Source organism: Pseudoalteromonas sp. AWH4_217, from assembly GCF_056161105.1.
Map to the genome: position 1 here is coordinate 117,628 of NZ_JBSWYM010000009.1, position 21,789 is coordinate 139,416.

The window sequence follows — 21,789 nt, forward strand, 5'->3', positions numbered from 1 at the left end:
CCTAGCCTGGAGTGCTAAACAGGGCCTGTTTATCCTTCAAGTTCTAGCGAATGGCAAAGGTAAGCAGGCTCTGACGTATTTAAATTAGAGCGGATAAGTGGACGAACAGAGGCGCTAAGCCTCATCTGTGGCACAATTAAACACCTATTCGCCAGGCGGTCATCATAGTGGCTGATCGCTCAGTAAGATGTGTGAGAACTATGTCAAAACAAGACTATTACGACGTTCTTGGGGTATCAAAAGACGCCGGTGAACGTGAGATTAAAAAGGCCTATAAACGCCTTGCAATGAAGTATCACCCAGACAGAACGGCGGGCGATGCTGAGCTGGAAGCAAAGTTTAAGGAAGTAAAAGAAGCCTACGAAGTCTTAACTGATAGTCAAAAACGCCAGATGTATGATCAATACGGCCATGCTGCCTTTGAACAAAACGGTGGTGCAGGCCATGGTGGATTTGGCGGCGGTGCTGATTTTGGTGACATTTTCGGGGACGTATTCGGTGATATTTTTGGAGGCGGCAGACGTCAGTCACGCCAACAGCGCGGAGCAGACTTGCGCTACAGTTTGGATCTGAGCCTGGAAGATGCGGTACGAGGCAAAGAAGTCGAGATCCAGGTACCGACCTGGGTATCCTGTAAGCCTTGTGATGGCAGCGGTGCAAAGTCTGGATCTAAGCCTAAGACGTGTTCTACCTGTCACGGTGCAGGCCAGGTGCAAATGCGTCAGGGATTCTTCGCGGTGCAACAAACCTGTCCTACCTGTCAGGGTAGCGGCCAGGTTATTTCGGACCCCTGTGATAGTTGTCATGGTCAGGGTCGCGTTGAGAAGACTAAAACCCTGTCTGTTAAAATCCCTGCTGGCGTTGATACCGGTGACCGTATCAGATTGTCAGGAGAGGGCGAAGCGGGTATGCACGGTGCACCAGCTGGTGACCTGTATGTTCAGGTGAGCGTGAGAGAGCACCCGATTTTTGTCCGTGATGGTAATAACCTGTACTGTGAAGTGCCTATCAGCTACACCACAGCAGCATTAGGTGGGGAAATTGAAGTACCGACGCTTGATGGCAGAGCAAACCTCAAAGTGCCTTCTGAGAGCCAAACCGGAAAAATGTTCAGAATGCGCGGTAAAGGCGTGAAGTCGGTCCGTAGTGGCGCTGTGGGCGACTTGATCTGTAAAGTCGTGATAGAAACACCGGTTAACCTTAATGAGAGACAAAAAGAGCTACTAAAAGAGCTGGAAGAGAGTATGGGCAGTGATGCAGGTAAGAACCGTCCCAAGGCTCAGGGGTTTTTTGATGGCGTGAAGAAGTTCTTTGATGACCTGACCAAGTAATACGACATTTGTCATTGATAATGTTTAACGCTCGAAAAACAAACGGCGCTTAATTGCGCCGTTTTCTCTCAGTTTAAAAGCATGAGATAATCCATATCTCCAGTGCATTTACATGCCAGCACCGTTCGACTGTGCCCTGTTAAGAGAAGTCCATCGTTACAGCCTAATCGCTTACACTTGGACGCACAGGCCACACTGCTTTCCCAAAAGTGATATTCATTGGTCAAAAAAGACAGAGCAACGTAGCTAACCGCACATACGGCCGCGATACGAACAAGATGTCTGTTCATAACGACTCCAAGCTGCAATAATACAGTGCGTATAGAGTTAATAAGACTTTAGTCTAATTTGGCACTTTGTCCACCATCGGGTAAGTTTAAATTCAGATAAAGTGCAATTACTGATTTGTAGGCAAACAAAACCAGGAAGATCCGCCATGACCCCTGCGATAACCTTACTTGAACGACAAAAAATCAGCTATCAAGTTTTGAAGTTTGACCACGACCCCGACGTTACCGATTTTGCACAGGAAGCGACAGAGGCTTTGGCATTATCACCCAATCAAGTGTTTAAAACGCTAGTGATCAATGTGGATGGTAAGTTGAGTATCGCAGTCACACCGGCAAATAAATTGGTCGACTTGAAGGTATTTGCCAAGCGTTGCAAAGGTAAAAAAGCACAGCTTGCAACACAACAACAAGCAGAAAACGCCACCGGGTATCAACTGGGTGGTATTAGTCCCTTTGCGCATAAGAAGCGCTTACCAGTAATATTGCATAGCTCAGCACTAAGTTACGATACGATTTATGTGAGCGGTGGCCGGCGAGGGCTAGAATTAGCCGTGAGTCCCATTGCTTTACAAGTAGTTTGCTCTGCGCAAGTGGCTGACTTTTGAATTGGCTCATCATCCCTGTGCGATAACCCCCTCCGTCAAAGATATAGTTAAGTCTCATCAACGCTTAATTCAGAACAAAAAACAGACAACAAGATAATTTCAGCGAACACTTGTAAGCTATTAATTCTTTATAGGTTTTTTAATCAACTCAGACCATTCAGTAAAAAAGCCGTTAAAAAAAGGCTTAGAGTAATTGATCTAAACGAAATTTTGTGCCGTAATGTAACTATATCAATCTGGTCGGATGAGTTTATTATGAGTTTAAGAACACAACTAAGAAAAATATTGCCTAGCATTTCGGTGACTGAACAAGAAGCACTCGATGCGGGTGATGTATGGCTTGAAGGCTCTATCTATCGCGGGAAACCAGACTTCGACGCATTGCGCGCGGTACCAGAAGCCAAATTAAGCAGCGAAGAACAAGCATTTCTGGACGGTCCGGTACAGGAATTGATGGCGATGATCGATGATTCTGTGATCCAGAACGAAAAGCATTTGCCAGAGCATATCCTTGAATTTTTGAAAAAAGAGCGTTTCTTCTCTTTGATCATTCCTAAAGAGTACGGTGGCAGAGAGTTCAGCCCTTATGCAAATTCAACCATAGTGGGCACTATCGCAACTAAGTCTTCGGCTGTTGCTGTGACCGTGATGGTTCCAAACTCGCTTGGTCCGGGCGAGCTACTGATGCACTACGGCACTAAAGAGCAGCAGGCACACTACCTGCCACGTTTGGCGAACGGAACTGACATTCCATGTTTTGCGTTAACCAGCCCGGAAGCCGGCTCAGATGCAGGTGGTATTCCTGATCAAGGGATCGTAACCAAAGGTGAATACAATGGTGAAGAGGTTCTGGGCCTGGAAGTGACCTGGGACAAACGCTATATCACTTTGGCGCCTATTGCCACGGTACTGGGCCTGGCGTTTAAAGTCTTTGACCCACAAGGTTTGTTGGGCGGTAAAGAATCTCTGGGTATTACCTGTGCCCTGATCCCTAAATCACATCCAGGTGTTGAACTGGGCAATCGCCACGACCCTATGGGTATTCGTTTCTATAACGGTACGACGCGTGGTGAGAAAGTGTTCATTCCGATGGACTTCATCATCGGTGGCCAACAAAACATCGGCCGAGGATGGCAAATGCTGGTGAGCTGTCTGGGGGCTGGTCGTGGTATTTCATTACCTGCGTTGGGCGTATCGACCAGTCAGGTAGCGCTTAAGTCTGCGTCTGAGTACGCGGCAGTGCGTGAGCAGTTCGGGCTTGCAATTGGTCAGTTTGAAGGCATTCAGGAAAAACTGGCTGATATCGCAGGTAAAACTTACCTGCAAGAAGCCATGCGTGTTTTAACCACAGAAGGTCTGGGAATGGGCCTGAAGCCTTCAGTGGTCACGGCAATTGCAAAGTATCACATGACGGAAACTGGCCGAGATGTACTTGATTCCGCAATGGATATCTTAGCGGGTAAAGCCATTCAGAACGGTCCGCAAAATACGCTTGCCAGCGGGTACGTAGCTCAACCAATTGCAATTACAGTAGAAGGCGCCAACATCCTCACCCGTAATCTGATGATTTTTGGTCAAGGTGTAATGCGTTGTCACCCATATCTGCAGTCAATGGTCGAAGCAATTCATAGCGAAGAGGCTAACGCTGACAAGACATTTAACAAGATATTACGTAAGACGGTTGGCTACAGCGTTGCAAATAGCTTACGTGCATTCAAGTTGGGTCTGCTGCCTTTCACGGCGGGCAGCAAATCAAGTTTGCCAGAAGTGCAGCAATATGAAAAAGCAGCTCAGCGTTTGTCAGCAAAACTGGCAGTGTATGCGGATTTTTCACTACTTGTTTTGGGCGGAAAGTTAAAACAAGCTGAAATGTTGTCTGCGCGTTTGGGCGATGTGATGAGCTACTTGTATGCCGCGATGGCTTCTATTAAGTACTACGAGCAAAAAGTGGCTGTTACAGACCGAGAAGCGGCTGCACCTTACTTCCACTATGCAACACGTTATGCACTGGTTGAAGCTGAACAGGCACTGCATAAGTTTCTGGACAACTTCCCGGCGGCCGGAACGCGTAAATTTATGCGTGTACTGACTCTGCAGTTTGGTCATGCTATGCCACGTATCAACGATGACATGGTACGTGAATTGGCGACGGCAGCACAACTGGATACCGCGTTCAAAGCCCAGTTGACTCACCTGGTTAAGCCTCAAGCGGGCGATGGACACGACATCAACGAGCAGGCCTACAAAGCTAAGATTGCATGTCTGGATCTGCTGAGCAAAGTGAAGAAGGCCCTGAAGAAGCGCGAAATCAAAGCGGGTGTGCGTTTCTACGAAACACTGGATAATGCCTTGATTGCCAAAGTGATCACTGAGACTGAGTATGCACAGCTGATTGACTACAACCGCAAGCGTGAAAAGGCGATCCGTGTTGATGAGTTTGACTTTGATCTCAACCTTCTGGACGATCAGGCTGGATCAGGTAATGTCAAATCAGCTGTGAATCAATAAGCAGTAAAATAATATTTTTTACAAAGCCCCGTTTAACCGGGGCTTTTTCGTAAGTCATTGTCATTGCTATCCTTGAAGTATTTGTAGGCGTGTTACACTGTGAGATAAACATATCTTCAGTACGTTATTGTCAACATAAACTTAAGAACTCAGGGAATGTTATGTCAGCCACCACACTTGTTTCACACGTGATGACCATGTTGCCAGACTCGCAGCACAGCCAAGCGCTGTGGAGTGGCTGTGGTCACATTTATAAGTTTACTTATCAAGGACACATGCTCGTTGCGAAAGTTGCGACTGTGCCAGCACAGCTCGATCACAGGCACATTACGCAAAGTGAGCATTCGCTGAATCGTAAGTATCGCTCCTTTGAAAAGGAACTGAGGTTTTATCGGGATACAGCGCAAAGTTATGCTAATGAATGTGCATTACCAGAAGTAAAAGCCTTAGCAAACCAAAATCAGGTTTTTATCTCTGTATTTACTGACTTTGAATCTCAGGGATATCACAACGTCAGCAAAGCAGACCCTGTGCACGTGAATCTAATGATCGCGTGGCTGGCGCGTTTTCATGCGGCAGGACTTGTCAGTCCAAACCTGCGCGGCATATACGGGCGAGGAAACTACTGGCATTTGAGCACACGTCCGGACGAGTATGAACGCATGACGTCAGGCTTACTTAAAAGCTGTGCGAAACAGATTGACCAACGGTTGTTGGATTGTCCCTATCAGACCCTGATTCACGGTGATGCAAAGCTGGCTAATTTCGCTTTTTCTCGGAGTCAGGCGTTGGGCTACGATTTCCAGCATATAGGGGAGGGTATTGGAGTTGCTGATGTTATGCTGCTGCTTACCAGCTTGTATTGTGGACGTGATCTGGAGTTACATGCTGAGCAATATCTTGACGTATACTTTGAGCAGCTTTCTGAGGCATTAGCTGAGCACTGGTCCAAAGAGCAGTTTCACGACCTGGAAAAGTGCTGGCGACAACGATGGGCGTTTGTATGGGCGGATTTTCATCGCTTTTTACTTGGCTGGAAACCGGATCATGAAAAACTGACATCATACATGCTCCACCAAACAGAGCTTTGCCTTGAACAACTTGGAGAAGCGTAATGCTGATGGCCCTGTTCAGTGCTCTGTGCTGGGCGTGCTTTGATTTCTTGCGCAAGCAATTGGCTCAGCAATTTAGCGCCCCATTAATGTCAATTATGTTCAGTTTGCTGGTGTTACCTGGCTACCTGATTTACTGGGCCTGGCTCGAAGCCCCTCTGCCTGAAGCAGGGTATTTTATTCCAGGCACTGTCAGTGGCTTGCTCGCGGCACTAGGCAGTGTGTGCTTTATTCGCGGCTTAGCAGTAGGAAAAATTGCTGTGATGCTCCCCTTGCTGTCTGTCACCCCTGTGGTGTCTGGCGCTTTTGCCTGGGCCTGGCTGGGAGAGCCGTTAGGTGAAGCTGAGTTAGTGGCCTTGACGGCCATTACTCTGGGGTCGTTCATATTACAAGGTGGCAGACTGTCAATGACAGAGCGGGGTACAGGGTACATGCTGGTAACCGCATTGTGTTGGGGGATGTGCATCGTATTCGATAAACAGGCACTTAAATTTGGCACTGTCAGCTTTCATTTAATCTTTTTGACTTTGTCCGTGGTACTCATAAACAGTATTATTTTCAGGCCTGAGCTAGCCATTAAATTGATTTTGAGATCGAAATGGCTGTGGGGATGTGCGGCATTCGTATTTTCATTCGCTGTATTATGTCAGCTGGTTGCCTTACAGCAGTTACAGCCTGGGGTAATGGAAGCCATTAAACGTGCCATCGGAATTATCAGTGCGGCGTTGCTAGGCGTTTATTTCTATAAAGAAACACTAAAACGCCACCAGTGGTTCAGTATCTTTGTTATCCTTGCCGGGACCTTGGCCTTATATTAAAAGAGCAAGCTTAGTGCCTGCTCCCTGAGCGACAACCTCATCCCTGAGCGCTGTCTTGGTTTAGTTACTTACATTGCGCGCCTTTGCGCCATACATTGCTGAAGATGTCAGGACGAGCGCCCAGTGACCACCAGGTTGCCTGATACTCGTAGCCTTTGTAAGACACTTTATCGCCTGTGTTGTAGTAGGTGCCTGAATTCCACGCTTCTACACCACTACAGCCCCCACCATTACCGCCATCTGTCACAGTAACACTCAGGCTCTTAGTCGCCGTTTTGTTATTTGTACCAGTTACTGTCAAAGTGACGTTGTAAGTACCTGCCTGTGCATAGGTGTGGCTAGGGCTGGTTTGTGAGCTCGAATTACCATCACCAAAGCTCCAGCTATAAGAGCCTGCGCTTGATTTGTTACTGAACTGGACGCTCAGGCCGTTTGAAGTTGCTGAGAAGTCGGCGATAAGGCCAGGACCACTACAGTTTCCATTTGTCAGATAGTCATAGGCAGCTTTCGCCTGTACGATACCGTGTCCATAATAGTTATCGCGTCCAGCTGCACCTTTGTCCTTCGCTGTAGCATTCAGTGCAGAGCGGATCTGATCTGCACTACAACTTGGGAAGTTGCTCCAGACCAGTGCTGCCACACCAGAGACGTGAGGTGTAGCCATAGATGTACCGCTGATGCTCTTATAGCCATTGTCATTCCAGGTTGAATTTACATTCACACCCGGGCCTGCAATTTCAACCTGGCTGTTGTACTGTGAAAATGAAGCGACTCTTTCAGAGCTATCTACGGCTGCTACAGAGACAACTGCGTCATAAGAGGCTGGGTAGCTGAATGAGCTATTAGAGCCATTACCTGCTGCTGCGATGTGTAACATGCCACGCTGTGCACTTTGGGCAAAAGCATTGCGTTCTGCTGTTGAGCTACCGCTGCCTCCCAAACTCATACTAGTTACGTTTGCGCCCGCTGCCTCACATTGCTCGATTGCTTTTATCAGGTCTGAACCGTAAGCCCAGCGGCCTTGGTCATTGAAGACCTTAACAATATGTAAACCAAGTTGACCTGACGGATTCACACCAACCACACCCTGGCCATTGCCACCAAGGGCTGCAATCGTACCAGCAACGTGTGTGCCGTGGCCATTGCCATCCTGATACCAATTGCCAGTGTTATAAGAGCCGTGGCCGTCGTTGCCGGTAACACCTGTGTTTGGCAGGTCCGGGTGGCCGCGTGTGTAACCCGTATCCATGATACAGACTTTCTTATTTCCGGCACTGCTATCACTAACCTGGTTTGCCTGAACCATAGTGATGCCGTAAGGGACTGACTCTGCGTAAGGAGAGACAGACTGGCTGCTCACCTCAGGTAGAAAGCGCTTAGGATCCACCTCTACAGATTCAACGTTTCCACTGGCTTCCAGCTCTGCTAATTGTTCAGCGGTTAATTCCATAACGACGGCATTGACACTTGGCAAAGTCTCAATCGCTTCAACATTGGCCTGTGTAGCAATGCTGGCCAGGCCCTGTGCTTTAAACTGAGACAGTTCTGCGCCTGATACACGCATAGGAAGTGTATTCGCAACTGCTGAATCTTTGACTGTAACGATGACACGCTGCGTTTCAGCAGCTTGCGCTGTGCTAAGTGCTGCTGTGACACTCAGGGCCAGCAATGAGTATTTTACGCCTGTTAGAACTTTGGTTTTCATAAGTTTACCTTTATTACATGTTGTTAACCCTTATAACTAAAACAGGGAATGTTAGCGCTGTCAATAATGAAAAAATTAGGAATATTTCCTTGGGGATTTTTTATACTTTTGAGGCTGGTTTCGTGGATAGAATTTTGTTGCATATGCAACTTGCGTGGTAATATATTTTTTATATTAAGAATAAAAAAATTAAAATTTTATTTGCTGATTCAGTGTCTTAATATTGTAACTTTGGCCGCCAGTCGTAAACTTTTTGAAGTCTATGTCACGTAAACCACGACCGTGCAATGCGTCATACAATGGTCTAAATTTTTCAGAATATGGTCGAAAAATAGCGATTTTTTGCTCGCCGATTGCACTTATCTTGCGGTCATGGAATTTTCTAATCTCTGTTAGCAGGTAGCCACCTAAGAAAACGTGACCGCCCAGTGACACATCGACTGCCTTTTCGTGTCCTTCATCCCAGTTTATGCCGCCAATGTGTACTTGATCTCTGATATTGAGTTCTGTTGCAGCCCGTGCGGCGCCGCGGGCAATAGCGTCATTAGCGCACCAGATCAGTCTTGTATCCGGAAATCGTTGCAGTAGTCCTGTTGCCAACTCATACGCACTTTTTTCTGACCATTGTGCATCAACCCGGTCAACCAGGTTGACACCATAGTTTCTGTTGGTATAGCCAAGCAAGCCTTGCTCTCGTTCAATTGCAGCCCTGGTGGCAACATCGCCGAGCAATGCTAGCATAGTGCTGCGTTCTCCTGTTTGTTGTAACTCATCAGGCAAAGACTGATGGAGTAGTTCTGCAAGCAGTCGGCCAGCCTGATAGTTGTCTGGGGTGACGGAACCCAACACGCCAATCCCTTTAGCTGAGACGCGCTTCAGCGCAAGCTTATCAGGACTATTGAGTAAAAAGGAGACCCGTTTATGCTCGCCTGTTGCTGTAAGCAATGCGTCAGTAATTACCCCTTTTTCGTCAACCAATACCAAATAGTCTGAATTGGACAGCAGGGCTTGCTGAGCGAGTTTTTTCATAACGATATGATTTCGTTCCGCGTATAGCGTCGTCAGCTGGATATCGAGATCCTCAGCAGCAGCATCCATGACTTTAGAAACATTGTGCCAGAAAGCCCCGGTAGGATTGTCTTGTTTGTGGCCTGGATTTATAAAGGTGACTGTAATTGGCTGAGCGTAAGTGGTGAATGCAGCAAAAAACAGTGTGATGACCATGATAAGTAATCGTTTCATTACACCTCTCAATATGAAGACGTTAGTTTGTTTGCCACGTTTTTACTTATATACTAGCCCATTCTTAAATAAGGGGGGAAAATGAGACGCCTGGTAATTATTCTTTTTTCACTGTTTTTTGTTCAGTCGGCTATTTCATCACAAGGTCAGGATTTAAATCAGACCATGAAAAATATGGGGCATGCATATAAGCAAGCGATGGAAGCCACAGAAGCGCAAGAGATTAATCGACATCTGAACACCATGTTGTCATTACTCAAGCAAAGTAAACTACATAATTTTAAAACCGATGTTAAAGCTGAGTCATTACAGGGACTTGAAAAAGTTGTTGGTGTAATAAACGAAGCGCAAAGTTTGCTGGCTCAACAGCAAATCCAACAGGCTAAACAGTTGTTAAAAGAAGTCGATGCATTGCGTAAAGACTATCACAAGTTGCACGAGCCGCCTGGCTTTTGGGAGTTGCTGTTTGGTAAATAGCGTTTAGCGTTTCCACATTGCCCCGGGGTCACGTAATGGTGGGCCTCAGGGCAAAAGCGTCCTAAATTTGCCAACTTATATCAAGTTTTATGGTTCGTTCGGCATGATAGGGTGCATCTTCGTCTGCTGTGGTTCGATGCAGACGGTTGAAGAGGTTTAAAACGCCCGCTCTTAGTGTCCAGCTTTCGTCCACATACCAGCTCATATTTAAGTCTGCGACAAGGCTGCGATCCAATGCTGCTTCACCAGAGCCAACGTTTCGTTTTGCCAGTTGATAATGGACGGCGGGTGCAAACTCAAAGGACTGCCAGACATATCGGCCAGACAGGCTAAGTTTGCTGGGTGAAATGTCAGCAAGATAAGCGCCCGATTTACTTTTTCCTTGCTGATGTGTGTACCCGAATGTATAAGACAGTGCGTCACTGACTTCTATGTGAGTGGATACTTCTGCCCCGGAAATTGTTGCCTGATCCAGGTTTTGATAAGTTCTGTCTCCCGACACCAGTTTGACTCTTTCTATATAGTCATCCAGCTGGGTATGAAATAAGTTCACGGTGGTATCTATACTGTCTTTTTTGAGGCGATAAGTCAGTTCAAGTCCCTGGCTTGTCTCAGGCTCTAGTTCTAGATTACCCAGCGTATTTCCTCGTGGTGTAACACCATTAAAATATAGCTCTGTAAGTGTAGGGAACCGGAACGCACTGGCATAGTTTAAAGACAGGCTATGGGATTGCCATTGCTTGGTGACCCCAAGGCTGTGGCTGATATGATTGTCAGATTTGCTGATGCCAAAGTTACTAGCACTGAAATGGTCAAAGCGCGCACCAAAATCGACTCTCCACCCCTTGTCTTCCCATATGCCGTTAATAAAGGCCGCAATATTGTCTTGTGTGCCATCGAGCAAAGTACTGCTCGCAGGATCGCCTGCGTCTTTCAGGTCTGATTCTTGATCTGTGATTGATACTCCACGCCTTGCTGTCCAATCTAAGCCAGCGCGTAGCGGCAGGCCGTACAAGTCGTATTCGTGATACAGGTTAGTCCCTAGCGTGTGGGACTGGTATTGGGTTAAGTTATGTCGTTTTCCAATACGTGTAACGTCGCTATCCCAGTTTTGATAATGATGAAACACATTAACAAACCACTGCTCAGAGTTTAAAGACAGCTGTGCGAGACTGTGCATGTCTTCGGGATAAACCGCTATCTGGCTGTCAGGGAAAGTGACACTATTCTTTCCGACGTCTTTGCTAATGGAAGGGAGCCAAGACATGTTTAGTTCGATACCATTAGTAAGTGTATGATGGTAACGTAAACTAGAGGAAAATTGCTCAAATCCATTGTTTAGCTCGTCGCCGTTTGGTGCGTAGCTCTTTTCTTTTTTCCTGTATGCAAACGCCAGGTTGTAGTGCTCCTCTCCGGTAATGGCAAGCAGGCGACGGCCTTTTCCTGTATCTTCATACCCTAGCTCAAGCGTATCCTGCTCCCCCTGAACTGAATTCATGGAAATAACGCCGCCTATTGCTTCTGAACCATAGAGCATGGCCGCAGGGCCTTTTTGAACACTGGCAAGTTGCAGTAAGCCCGGATCAATAAAAGAGGCTGAATTACCAGCGCGCCTGTCGGTGAGTAAAACGATGCCGTTGACTTCTGTTCTGACACGCCAGCGACTGAGGCCCCGAATACTATAGCTCTGATATAGGCCACCCTGACCATTCAGCGAAACGCCTGGAACCTGTATTATCCAATCTGCAATAGTGTTATTCGCACCAAGCAAATCATCCTTGCTAACATGTGCTATGTTAACGTTTGTAAATGATTCTGAGGCAAGTAAATTTTTCCCGCCTATGACTTCAATTGTTTCAATAGCGCTGCCTTGCGCCGCGATCGTGGATAGTAATAAACACTGGATCATGTACTGCAAACCCTAATTTAGCTGTTCTTATACAGTAAGAACTCATTCATATTTGATGAAATTCTGTTATTGTTACATTTTGAATGTACCTTTAATTGCTAATGAAGTTAAAGCAAATGCGGTGAAATGACGTTGTTTGTAACTTTCTGTATTTGTGCTTAACTTTATTGACGTTTTTTGGTGTGAACGGTTCAAAGGCAAACTCGTGTTTCGGTTTGCTGACATTTAATTAAAACGATAAATAAACTGAAGGGAAAAATATGAAACTCTTACATCCTGTTAGCCTGGCTGTGGCGATAGCGCTGGGCGGTGCCAGTTATTTGACATATCAACATGCGCAAGAGACGCCATATGAGCAAAAGGCTGACTATCTGGCTGCAAAAGCAGAGAAAAAAGCTAATTCACCGAAACGTTATGACAAGCCGAAAGAGGCACAAGAGTTTTATATTTCGCAGCGTCTGCCTAAAGGCGTAGAAACGATTCCAACTGAAAAGTATTCGCAGGCGCTTGAAGATATTAAAAATATGCGCCGTTACTCATTGGCTGACAACAAGGTTGTCTTTGATTATGTGCCTCAGCTTAACTCTCCTGATGGAGTACACCGCGAACTTGGGCAGTGGGAAGAACTAGGCCCGGGTAACATAGGCGGTCGTACCAGGGCCTTAATCATTCACCCAACTGAACACGATACTATGTATACTGCGGGTGTTGCTGGTGGTGTCTGGAAAACAACTGATGCGGGCAAATCATGGCATCCACTGAGTGATCTAGCAACAAACCTTGCAGTAACAACCCTGACTTTTGCTCCAAACGATCCTAATACTATCTACGCGGGTACGGGTGAAGGCTTTTTTAATGCAGATGCGTTACGCGGTGATGGCATCTTTAAGTCCACAGACGGCGGTATGACCTGGACGCAACTGGAAGCGACTGCTGGTAATGAGCTATTCCACTACACTAATAAAATCGTATTTGGGAAGAACGACCCGTCGACACTTTATGCAGCCACTCGCGGTGGTGTTCAGCGTTCAAAAGACAATGGTACAAGCTGGGAAACGGTATTCGTAAAAGAGGGTGCGGGTGTTGGGTGTACAGATTTGACTGTAGTCGATGGTGGTGATCACGATGTGCTAGTCACCGCTTGTGGTTCTTTTGATACAGGTGGATTGCACCGAAGTGCCGATGGTGGTGATACCTGGGCGGCAGTGCTGGAACTTGAAAACCAAGGCCGCTCAACTATCGCTGTGGCACCGTCTGACAATAACATCATGTATGCACTGCTGGCCAATATTGGTGATCACGGTATGGAAGCAGTCTATAAGTCAGAAGATATGGGTGTCACCTGGACCGCGACTGTCACTCGGGACACGGCAGATGATTTTAGCCGACTCTTACTGAGTAATACTGTTTTCGGATTATTCCCTCAGTGTGGATATGGTCCAGAGCCACAGTTTTATAACCAGGGCTGGTATGACAATATCATTGCTGTAGACCCGGTAAACCCTGACGTTGTGTGGACGGGTGGTATTGATATGTTCCGTTCTGATGATGGTGGTAAATCCTTCGTGCCGGCCAGTATCTGGTGGTTCGATATGGACCACGAGCTTTATGCTCACGCAGACCAACATACCATCGTTTTCCACCCAGCGTATGATGGTGTGAATAACACGACCATGTTCGTTGGTAACGATGGCGGTATCCAAAGAACGGACAACGCGCTTGATAAGCGCCTTGATATTGAACAGGTCTGTGGTGCATCCAACGATCCTACAGGAAAAGTGAATTGGCAAACACTTAACAATGGGTATGCGGTAACACAATTCTACCATGGTACGGTTATGCCTGATGGCACGGCTTATTTTGGTGGTACTCAGGATAATGGTACTTTGCTTGGTGAAGACGGCGGGTTTAACGAATGGCGTGAAATTTCCGGTGGTGATGGCGGTTGGACTGCTGTTGACCCAACCAATCCAAATATTCTTTTCTCTGAGTTCACAGGTCTGTCAATTCAAAAATCGCTTGATGGCGGTCAGACTTTCGCGGATGCAACGAACGGCATCAGCGGCGATGATGGCTTCCCGTTCATTACGCGATTCGAAATGGCACCATCTAATCCTCAGGTATTGTGGATTGGAGGAAGCCAGTTGTGGCGTACGACTGACCAGGCTGAAAATTGGGTAGCAGGTAGCCCGGCATTAGACAGCTCTGTTTATGCTATCGGTATTGCGCCGCAAGACGAAAACATTGTTGCTGCGGGTACCCGAGAAGGTTATATCTACATTAATTACAACGCTGGAGAAGCAGACGCTTCCACTCCTTGGAATAGCTTCAAGATTGGAGAAGAAGGTGAGCGCGCCACCGTCAGCGCGATAGCATTTGACCCGACGGATGACAAAATTGCTTACGCAACTGTTTCGACTTTTGACCAGGCACATGTTTGGAAAACCACTGACGGTGGTAAGAGCTGGATGCCTATCGATAAAGACATTCCGAACGTGCCGGCAACGTCTGTTGCGGTTGATCCAAACAACGCACAACGCGTTATTATTGGTACCGACTTAGGTGTGTTTATTTCGACTGATGGTGGTGAAAACTGGTTTGCTGATGGTTCAGGTCTGGCAAATACCAACGTTGCTAAGGTGACTTTCCATGGAAACGAGGTCTTTGCATTCACCCATGGACGCAGTGCTTACAAAGTCGCATCAGCCACCGACGAGCATTATGAAATTACGCTGGATGAAGACTCTTCAGTGAACGTCTCGTCTGCGTTTGCAGACAGGTTCAAAAACGCTTTTGCATCGGTCGAAATTGCTGAGCTACCTGAATCAGGCGATCTGATGCTGGGAGAAGAGTTATTGGCTGTTGGTGCGGTTGTTGCGCTGGACAAGTTCGACATGGTGACCTACAAGCCAGACGCTAATTTTGCCGGAGAAGATTCCTTCAAGTTCACCGGTACTGCTGAAAAAGCCGAGTCGACGCAAGAGGTAACCGTTGAGCTTACCGTTGAAGGCGTCAATGACATGCCTGTTATCGCCGAGCTTGAAAACCTTGAAATCATGTTAGGTCAGGCAGTTGAAGTTGACTTTAATGGCAAAGTTTCTGACATGGACAGTGAAGACATTACCCTGTCAATTGAGCCGCAGGTCCCAGGTCTGAGATTCTCAGAAGGTGTCTTGAGTGGTATTGCAAGCAGCGTATTCAGCGGTGATGTTAAACTACATGCAACAGATGGGGAGCATGAGGTATCAGCAAGCTTCGCTGTCAATATCTATGATGCTTCTCCGGTCATTGAGTCAAATCAGAGCTTCGAAGTGGCTGAGAATACACCAATCGGCACCGTTGTCGGGCAACTGGTATTCAGCGACCCAGATGCAGAGGTATCGCCGGTAGAGAAGTTCCACGTCTATGGTGACAGCTTCTTTAGTGTTGACGCTGAGGGTAATGTAATCGTTGCGAAAGAGTTGGATTTTGAGTTCCAGGAAGAGGTCTACTTTGGCGTTCAGGCTGAAGATACCTATGGTAACTTGTCTAACCATGCTGAAGTGCATGTCACAATCAGAGATCTGCGTGGTGATGACGATGATGATGATGATGGCGATTCAGGTTCATTCGCTTGGTTATCACTACTAAGTTTACCATTAGCAATGCTACGCAGAAGACGCAAGTAATCTAACTGAAGATGAATTTAAGGCGAGTCGGTGTTAACTGATTCGCCTTTTTTGTGTCCTGAGCCAGCGCGTAATTTGCACGTTATGCGCAATTTAGTCGAACTGAGGTTACTTTTTATAACAAATTGTTGATAGATTGACCGAACGGCATACAAAGCACTGGATCTTACGAACTAGGCTGATATAACTAGCTATGGATTGAGAAACAGGAATTCGTCATGATGGACAAAACACAACAATTGGATAACAGCGTGATTGCTGAATTACAAAATAAAGACCATTCAGAGCAATTAAAGCAACTGGATAACCTGAGCTGCACCCATGGCGATATCATTGAGCTATTGGCACAGTACCTGGCTTTGAGCGAGCAAGATGATGATAGCCAGTTTGACGCCTGGTACGATGCGTTATGCCCAGATCAACTGACCGTTTTAAAGGCGTTCGAAATTTTTCGGGCCCACTATGAGCAGGCCCATTAATCATTCGAAAGTTGCGGGTGTTCAAAGACCACACTCGTTAGCGTATTGAGAGGTCGTATTTTGCTACCAGGCACTCAATGTATTTATAACGGATAGACATGGGCTTTTCGTGTTCCATATGGTGACTAAGTGCCCGGTTTAAGAGTTTTAGCGCGCTTAGCAATTCAGCTCTATGTTCTGGCGCAATATGGCTGGCTGTGCGCTCTTCAGTCAATGCATCGACCAGCGCACGGCCCAGGTCAATGTATACGACTTCTTCCACGAGTCCATTTTGGCTGATAACACCGTACTTGCTGCACAAGTATTGCTGCCAGCTTTGCTGAATATGTTCCGGTAAGTCTTCGTTAAATCGACAATCATGGCTGACGAGGCCTTGCTGAGCACATTTGCTCAATGTCTGAGTGTACTTTTGCTGGAATAATTCATAGGCATGTGATGATTGCTCTACCTGATGTTTAAGTAATTGCTGACCCCATTGTTCCGCTCCTCGTGGATAAAACTCTGTGTGCTCAACACATTCATACAGCCCAAGATAGGAACTGCATTTTATCTGGTTTTCCAGACTGTAACTGGCATTAGGAAAAATACACAGCTCCTGCCAATTGAGCAGCTGATCCTGCGTGATTCTGAGCGTGCTGCATAGCTCTTCGGCACTGAAAAAGTGTGTATTAAGATGTTGGGACAGACGCATAAAATAAACACTGGTTATATGTACAGTGCTTGTATTGTGTCGGAATCAACCTGTTTAGGCAAGTTGTTTTACAAAATTTCCACTTGCCCCTCGGATCTGACATTTATTTATGTTAAAACTTAGCGCCAACAAAGAACTGAACGATATCCGTATGCGCAACATAAACACCATAAAACAAGCCAGTTTAATTACTGCTATCAAAACACCTTATGATTTGCATGGTAACATTGACCTTGCCGGCTTCGACAGGCTTGTCGACGCTCAGGTAGCGGCGGGCGTTGATGGGATCATTGTGGGTGGTACCACAGGTGAAGGCCAGTTGATGAACTGGGAAGAGCACCTGATGCTCATCGCCCATAGTGTGAATAAATTTTCAGACAGACTGGTGATTGTCGGCAATACCGGTAGCAACAACACCCGTGAAGCGGTCAAAGCAACGGAATATGGTTTCGCATCAGGAATGGATGCTGCACTGCAGATCAACCCTTATTATGGACGTACGTCAGAGGCAGGGTTGAATGAGCACTTTTCGCGTTTGCTTGAGATTGGGCCTGCATTTATCTACAACGTGCCAGGGCGTACAGGTCAGGATCTGACACCTGATATTATAGAGCCACTTGCTCAACATGCTAATTTTGTTGGTATGAAAGAGTGTGCGGGACATGAGCGGATCGCCCATTACGAAGAGAAGGGCATTGCTTGCTGGTCTGGCAACGATGATCAGGCTCATGACAGCCGCCATTTACATCAATCACATGGGGTGATTTCGGTTACCTCAAATCTTGTACCGCAGTTATTCCGAACACTGATGGACAATAAGAATGATGAGTTGAATGCTCAGTTGCAGCCATTGATGAATTGGTTGTTCTGCGAACCAAACCCTATAGCGATTAACACAGCGTTAGCAATGACCGGCGCGGCATTGCCTGTATTTCGCTTGCCTTATGTGCCATTGAACGAGGAACAACAGAAGCTCGGCGCAGAGCTTATCAACAGTCTGAGTCACGAAGCTGTGGTCGGTGGTGCTGCTACAGTCATCAACTCTGAAGATGTTAAATTATATTAACCGCTTACTATTGGTGACACTGAACCCGTAAATAGCGTATAATCTGCGGCCCTTCATTATTGGTCGCAGGTTTTTTGCTATGAATTTTAAGTCTTTCAGTTTTCCCGATGCCTTGTTACAAGCGCTTGATGAATTAAATTTCCATACCCTGACGCCGATACAGCAAGCTGCTATTCCAGTGGTAAGGCGTGGACACGATGTCCTGGCAACGGCGCAAACCGGAACGGGTAAAACCGCAGCGTTTGCACTGCCTGTGATCCACCGTCTGTTGGAGGGAGAGTCACTAGAATCGCCAAGAGCGTTGATCCTGGCTCCGACTCGTGAGTTGGCAGAGCAAATTGCCACTAACTGCGACGCATTTTGTCAATATACCCCTTTAACCGTTCAGGCTGTCTTTGGTGGTGTGAACGTTGATGGCCAAACACAGCGCTTGTCTCAGGGGGTGGATATCCTGGTTGCGACACCGGGCCGTTTGCTCGATTTAATTCGTTTAGGTGCTGTCAGTCTTGCACAAGTTAAATACTTGGTGCTGGATGAAGCTGACCGTATGCTGGATATGGGTTTTATCGCCGATATGCAGAAGGTTATTAACATGGTGAGCGAAGACAGACAGTTGTTGTTATTCTCTGCGACCTTCCCAACAGCCGTAAAACAATTCGCAAAGCAAGTGCTTAGAGAACCAAAACTCGTTCAGGCAGCCAAAGAGAATACGACTGCTGAAACTGTACGGCATGTCGTGTACCCGGTAGAACAAAAACGTAAGCAAGAGTTACTTTCAGAATTAATCGGCAAGAAAAACTGGTTGCAAGTGCTGGTCTTCGTCAATATGAAGGACGATGCAGATCAGCTTGTCAAAGAGCTTGAATTGGATGGTATTAGCGCGACAGTATGTCACGGTGACAAAAGTCAGGGTGCTCGCCGTCGTGCACTACGCGAATTCAAAGAAGGTAAAGTCAGAGTATTAGTGGCAACTGAAGTAGCGGCTCGCGGTATCGACATTGATGGCCTGCCGCGTGTTATTAACTATGACCTACCGTATCTGGCAGAAGACTATGTGCACCGTATAGGCCGTACCGGTCGTGCCGGCAATTCGGGTCAGGCAATTTCTTTTGTGGCGCGAGAGGAAGAGCAGACCCTGATCCACATCGAAACCTTAATAGGGCAAAAGATCAAGCGATACTACTTACCCGGCTATGAGGTCGCGAGCAGAGAAAACCTGATTGAAAACTTGGCCAAGAAGCCATCTCATCAGCGTCGAAAAGCACGTACTAATCGACCAAGCAACCAGGCCAGTGGCGAAGCTCGTGCTAAAAACCGCTCTAAAATTAGTAATGTACGTCAGAGATTAAAAGGCGCCCAGCTAAAATTACAGAAATAACTAAAAGCTAGAGGTCTGGTCCGGCGGGCCAGACCTCAGCGATCAGCGATACATGCCTAATTCAGTCCCTTCTTTTTTACATACCGCTTCAATAGCAGGGTGTCTTGAGATACCTCCCAGATAGCGGCCCAGATGCTCAAACTGCAGTGGAGGTTTGGCAAGCTCGTCTGCCCAGATGCACAGCATAAATAGATAGCAGTCACAGACTGTGAATTGCTCACCGACCATATAGGTCTTGTCCGCGAGATGTCTGTCCAGCAAAGTGAGCATGTCCTGAACCCGCGACTGCTGAGTCCGAATAATGTCATCATACATTAGCGCGCTTTGTGTATGCCGCTCCGGATAGAAATAGATCATCAACTCCGCTTGCACTGTTGTAGTGAGATACATCAGCCATTGATAAAACTCAGCTCTGTGCTGTGGCTCTGAAGGTATTAGGTTGCCTTCAGGATGTTTTTCACATAAATAGAGGCAAATTGCAGCACTCTCAAACAAAACAAACTCGTCATCTACCAGCGTAGGGATCCTTCCTGTGGGGTTGAGCCGTAAGTACTGTGCCGATCTTTGAACATTTTTTTTTCTGTCGACAAGTTCAAGCTGGTAAGGGACCTGGAGGGCTTCTAGAACAAAGTGGGGTGCTAAACTCGCATTGCGTGGATAGTAAAACAGTGTATACATGGTTAGCCTTAAATAGTTTATGTCGTAGGTTGTAAACTCCTTTTCGGCGATTCCTATAGGACTGTAGGACAGCATCGACTATTAAACAAATAGAACCTTGCATATTCGCCAAAAAAAATGCCAGCAAGCGCTGGCATCATTTCGTTAGGGTTGATAATAAATTGGTGAGTTAGGCCCGACAGGTAAGCCAAACCCAAATACCCAGATATAGAAAAGTGCCACCCAGCCGACAAAGAAACACATACTGTAAGGCAGCATGGTTGCGACCAGAGTACCTATTCCCATATCCTTTTTATATTTGGTAGCAACGGCCAGGATCAGGCCAAAATAACTCATCATAGGTGTGATCAGGTTAGTTACTGAGTCACCAATACGGTAAGCGGCCTGAATCGTTTCAGGGGCATAGCCCACCAGCATCAGCATAGGCACAAAAATTGGCGCCGTAACTGCCCACTGAGCCGATGACGATCCCAGGCTCAGGTTAACAACCGCACACATTAAGATAAACAATACGAAGACTTCAGGTCCCGTCAGGTTCAGTGCTTGCAACATAGCGGCGCCATTGATAGCCAGAATAGTTCCCAGGTTTGTCCATTTAAAGAAGGCAACAAACTGAGCGGCAAAGAATACCAGCACTATATACATGCCCATCGAACTCATGCTCTTACTCATGGCATCAATGACGTCACGATCGTTGCGCATGGTGCCAACAACGCGTCCGTAGACAAAACCAGGAATAGCAAATGTCACAAAGATAAATACAACTATACCCTTAAGGAAAGGAGAGCCTGCGACCGCGCCTGTTTCGGGGTGACGCAGAATGCCATTTTCTGGGACTATGGTTAATGCTAGCAGAGCAGAAACAACCAGTAAGGCAACACCGGCCCACTTTAGACCAGATCTTTCTTTGTCAGTGAGATGTTCAATATTGTTGCTTGAGAGATCGATACTGGCTTCATCGGGGTTATATTTACCCAGTCGAGGTTCAACAATGGCTTCCGTTACCCAGGTACCTACGATGGCAATCAGGAATACAGAAATCATCATGAAGTACCAGTTTGCCTCCGGCCCAACCTGATAGCTAGGGTCGATCATCTGAGCAGCAGGAGTGGTAATACCGGCAAGAAGTGGATCTATAGTACCCAGCAATAAGTTTGCACTGTAACCACCCGAAACACCTGCAAATGCAGCCGCCAGACCTGCCAATGGGTGGCGTCCCAGGCTATGGAATATCATGGCTGCCAATGGAATTAAAACAACATAACCGAGTTCTGAAGCGGTATTCGAAAGAATCGCAGCAAACACAACCATAAAGGTAACGAGGCGTTTTGATGCGCCCATTACCATGCCTCGCATTGCAGCAGAGAGCATACCTGAGTGTTCTGCAACACTCACACCCAGAAGTGCGACCAGAACGGTCCCAAGTGGCGCAAAGCCGGTAAAGTTAGTAACGAGTCCGGTGACAATACGCTGCAGACCTTCTGCGCTCATCAAGCTGACTACCTCAATCACACCGTCTGGCGCGCGACCTTTTGCTCCTTCTGGGCGAGGGTCTATGGCACTGAGGCCCATCCAGTCGGCAATGCCACTGAAAACGACAATGGCGACACAGAACATCGCAAACAGAGTGATGGGGTGGGGCAGCATATTGCCCAGAAACTCAACCGTTGCTAAAAAGCGGTTAAACAGGCCGCCTTGCTTTTGGTTGGATTGATCAGCTGACGTCTCTACAGCATTCGACATAGCAAATTTCTCGGTTATAAAAAATGCCGTTACTCTACCACCATTCACTCGCTAGTTTTATAGCAAAGCGTTAATTTTGAAAGATTCTG

Annotated in this window: 16 protein-coding genes; 10 read left to right on the forward strand and 6 right to left on the reverse strand. The window is 46.8% G+C overall.

From position 1 onward, the window contains the following. Positions 1 to 200 precede the first annotated feature (200 nt). From dnaJ to ACXAH1_RS12930, 5 genes are all read left to right on the forward strand, one after another. A complete protein-coding gene (gene dnaJ, locus ACXAH1_RS12910; protein WP_475197226.1) occupies positions 201 to 1,331 on the forward strand; it encodes a molecular chaperone DnaJ in 1,131 nt (376 codons plus the stop codon). Positions 1,332 to 1,767: 436 nt separating this feature from the next. Then, positions 1,768 to 2,226, forward strand: coding sequence for a Cys-tRNA(Pro) deacylase (gene ybaK / locus ACXAH1_RS12915; protein WP_475197228.1), 459 nt, complete (start codon positions 1,768 to 1,770; stop codon positions 2,224 to 2,226). Positions 2,227 to 2,481: 255 nt separating this feature from the next. Further along, positions 2,482 to 4,734, forward strand: coding sequence for an acyl-CoA dehydrogenase (locus ACXAH1_RS12920; RefSeq protein ID WP_475197229.1), 2,253 nt, complete (start codon positions 2,482 to 2,484; stop codon positions 4,732 to 4,734). Between the two features lie 161 nt (positions 4,735 to 4,895). Further along, positions 4,896 to 5,849 (forward strand): phosphotransferase, encoded by a 954-nt coding sequence (locus ACXAH1_RS12925; RefSeq protein WP_475197230.1) that lies wholly within the window; start codon positions 4,896 to 4,898, stop codon positions 5,847 to 5,849. Continuing rightward, on the forward strand, positions 5,849 to 6,664 hold the full coding sequence (locus ACXAH1_RS12930; protein ID WP_475197231.1) for an SMR family transporter: 816 nt from the start codon (positions 5,849 to 5,851) through the stop codon (positions 6,662 to 6,664). Before ACXAH1_RS12925 ends, ACXAH1_RS12930 begins: the two co-directional genes overlap by 1 nt. 64 nt (positions 6,665 to 6,728) lie before the next feature. On the opposite strand, the gene ACXAH1_RS12935 is transcribed toward ACXAH1_RS12930, so the two are convergent. Both ACXAH1_RS12935 and ACXAH1_RS12940 read right to left on the reverse strand, forming a co-directional pair. Next, positions 6,729 to 8,369 (reverse strand): S8 family serine peptidase, encoded by a 1,641-nt coding sequence (locus tag ACXAH1_RS12935; protein ID WP_475197232.1) that lies wholly within the window; start codon positions 8,367 to 8,369, stop codon positions 6,729 to 6,731. Positions 8,370 to 8,558: 189 nt separating this feature from the next. Next, on the reverse strand, positions 8,559 to 9,611 hold the full coding sequence (locus ACXAH1_RS12940) for an ABC transporter substrate-binding protein (RefSeq protein WP_475197234.1): 1,053 nt from the start codon (positions 9,609 to 9,611) through the stop codon (positions 8,559 to 8,561). Between the two features lie 81 nt (positions 9,612 to 9,692). Here ACXAH1_RS12940 and ACXAH1_RS12945 point away from each other — a divergent pair, with 81 nt between their 5' ends. Beyond that, entirely contained in the window at positions 9,693 to 10,088 is a 396-nt protein-coding gene (locus tag ACXAH1_RS12945; RefSeq protein WP_253049933.1) for a cytochrome b562, read from the forward strand. 61 nt (positions 10,089 to 10,149) lie between these two features. Here the strand turns inward: ACXAH1_RS12945 and ACXAH1_RS12950 are convergent, their stop codons facing one another. Beyond that, the gene (locus tag ACXAH1_RS12950; RefSeq protein WP_475197235.1) at positions 10,150 to 11,997 is read right to left on the reverse strand and encodes a TonB-dependent receptor; all 1,848 of its coding nucleotides are present in this window, start codon (positions 11,995 to 11,997) and stop codon (positions 10,150 to 10,152) included. Between the two features lie 260 nt (positions 11,998 to 12,257). Between ACXAH1_RS12950 and ACXAH1_RS12955 the strand changes: the two genes are divergently transcribed. Continuing rightward, positions 12,258 to 15,665 (forward strand): rhombosortase-dependent cadherin domain-containing protein, encoded by a 3,408-nt coding sequence (locus ACXAH1_RS12955; protein WP_475197238.1) that lies wholly within the window; start codon positions 12,258 to 12,260, stop codon positions 15,663 to 15,665. A 221-nt stretch (positions 15,666 to 15,886) separates the two neighbouring features. Continuing rightward, positions 15,887 to 16,144, forward strand: a complete 258-nt coding sequence (locus ACXAH1_RS12960) for a hypothetical protein (RefSeq protein WP_138543624.1) — start codon at positions 15,887 to 15,889, stop codon at positions 16,142 to 16,144. Between the two features lie 37 nt (positions 16,145 to 16,181). On the opposite strand, the gene ACXAH1_RS12965 is transcribed toward ACXAH1_RS12960, so the two are convergent. Beyond that, positions 16,182 to 16,835: a DUF6058 family natural product biosynthesis protein gene (locus ACXAH1_RS12965; protein WP_253049939.1), complete on the reverse strand. Its 654-nt coding sequence runs from the start codon at positions 16,833 to 16,835 to the stop codon at positions 16,182 to 16,184. A 151-nt stretch (positions 16,836 to 16,986) separates the two neighbouring features. On the opposite strand from ACXAH1_RS12965, the gene dapA reads away from it, so the two are divergent. Both dapA and ACXAH1_RS12975 read left to right on the forward strand, forming a co-directional pair. Then, a complete protein-coding gene (gene dapA / locus ACXAH1_RS12970) occupies positions 16,987 to 17,901 on the forward strand; it encodes a 4-hydroxy-tetrahydrodipicolinate synthase (RefSeq protein WP_475197384.1) in 915 nt (304 codons plus the stop codon). Positions 17,902 to 17,980: 79 nt separating this feature from the next. Next, positions 17,981 to 19,279 (forward strand): DEAD/DEAH box helicase, encoded by a 1,299-nt coding sequence (locus ACXAH1_RS12975; protein WP_253049941.1) that lies wholly within the window; start codon positions 17,981 to 17,983, stop codon positions 19,277 to 19,279. Between the two features lie 42 nt (positions 19,280 to 19,321). Here ACXAH1_RS12975 and ACXAH1_RS12980 read toward each other — a convergent pair whose 3' ends face one another. Together ACXAH1_RS12980 and ACXAH1_RS12985 are read right to left on the reverse strand one after the other, a co-directional pair. After that, positions 19,322 to 19,957 carry a glutathione S-transferase family protein gene (locus tag ACXAH1_RS12980; RefSeq protein WP_253049943.1) on the reverse strand — a complete coding sequence of 212 codons (636 nt, stop codon included), beginning with the start codon at positions 19,955 to 19,957 and terminating at the stop codon, positions 19,322 to 19,324. Between the two features lie 144 nt (positions 19,958 to 20,101). After that, the gene (locus ACXAH1_RS12985; RefSeq protein WP_054016680.1) at positions 20,102 to 21,700 is read right to left on the reverse strand and encodes an AbgT family transporter; all 1,599 of its coding nucleotides are present in this window, start codon (positions 21,698 to 21,700) and stop codon (positions 20,102 to 20,104) included. Positions 21,701 to 21,789: the final 89 nt, after the last annotated feature.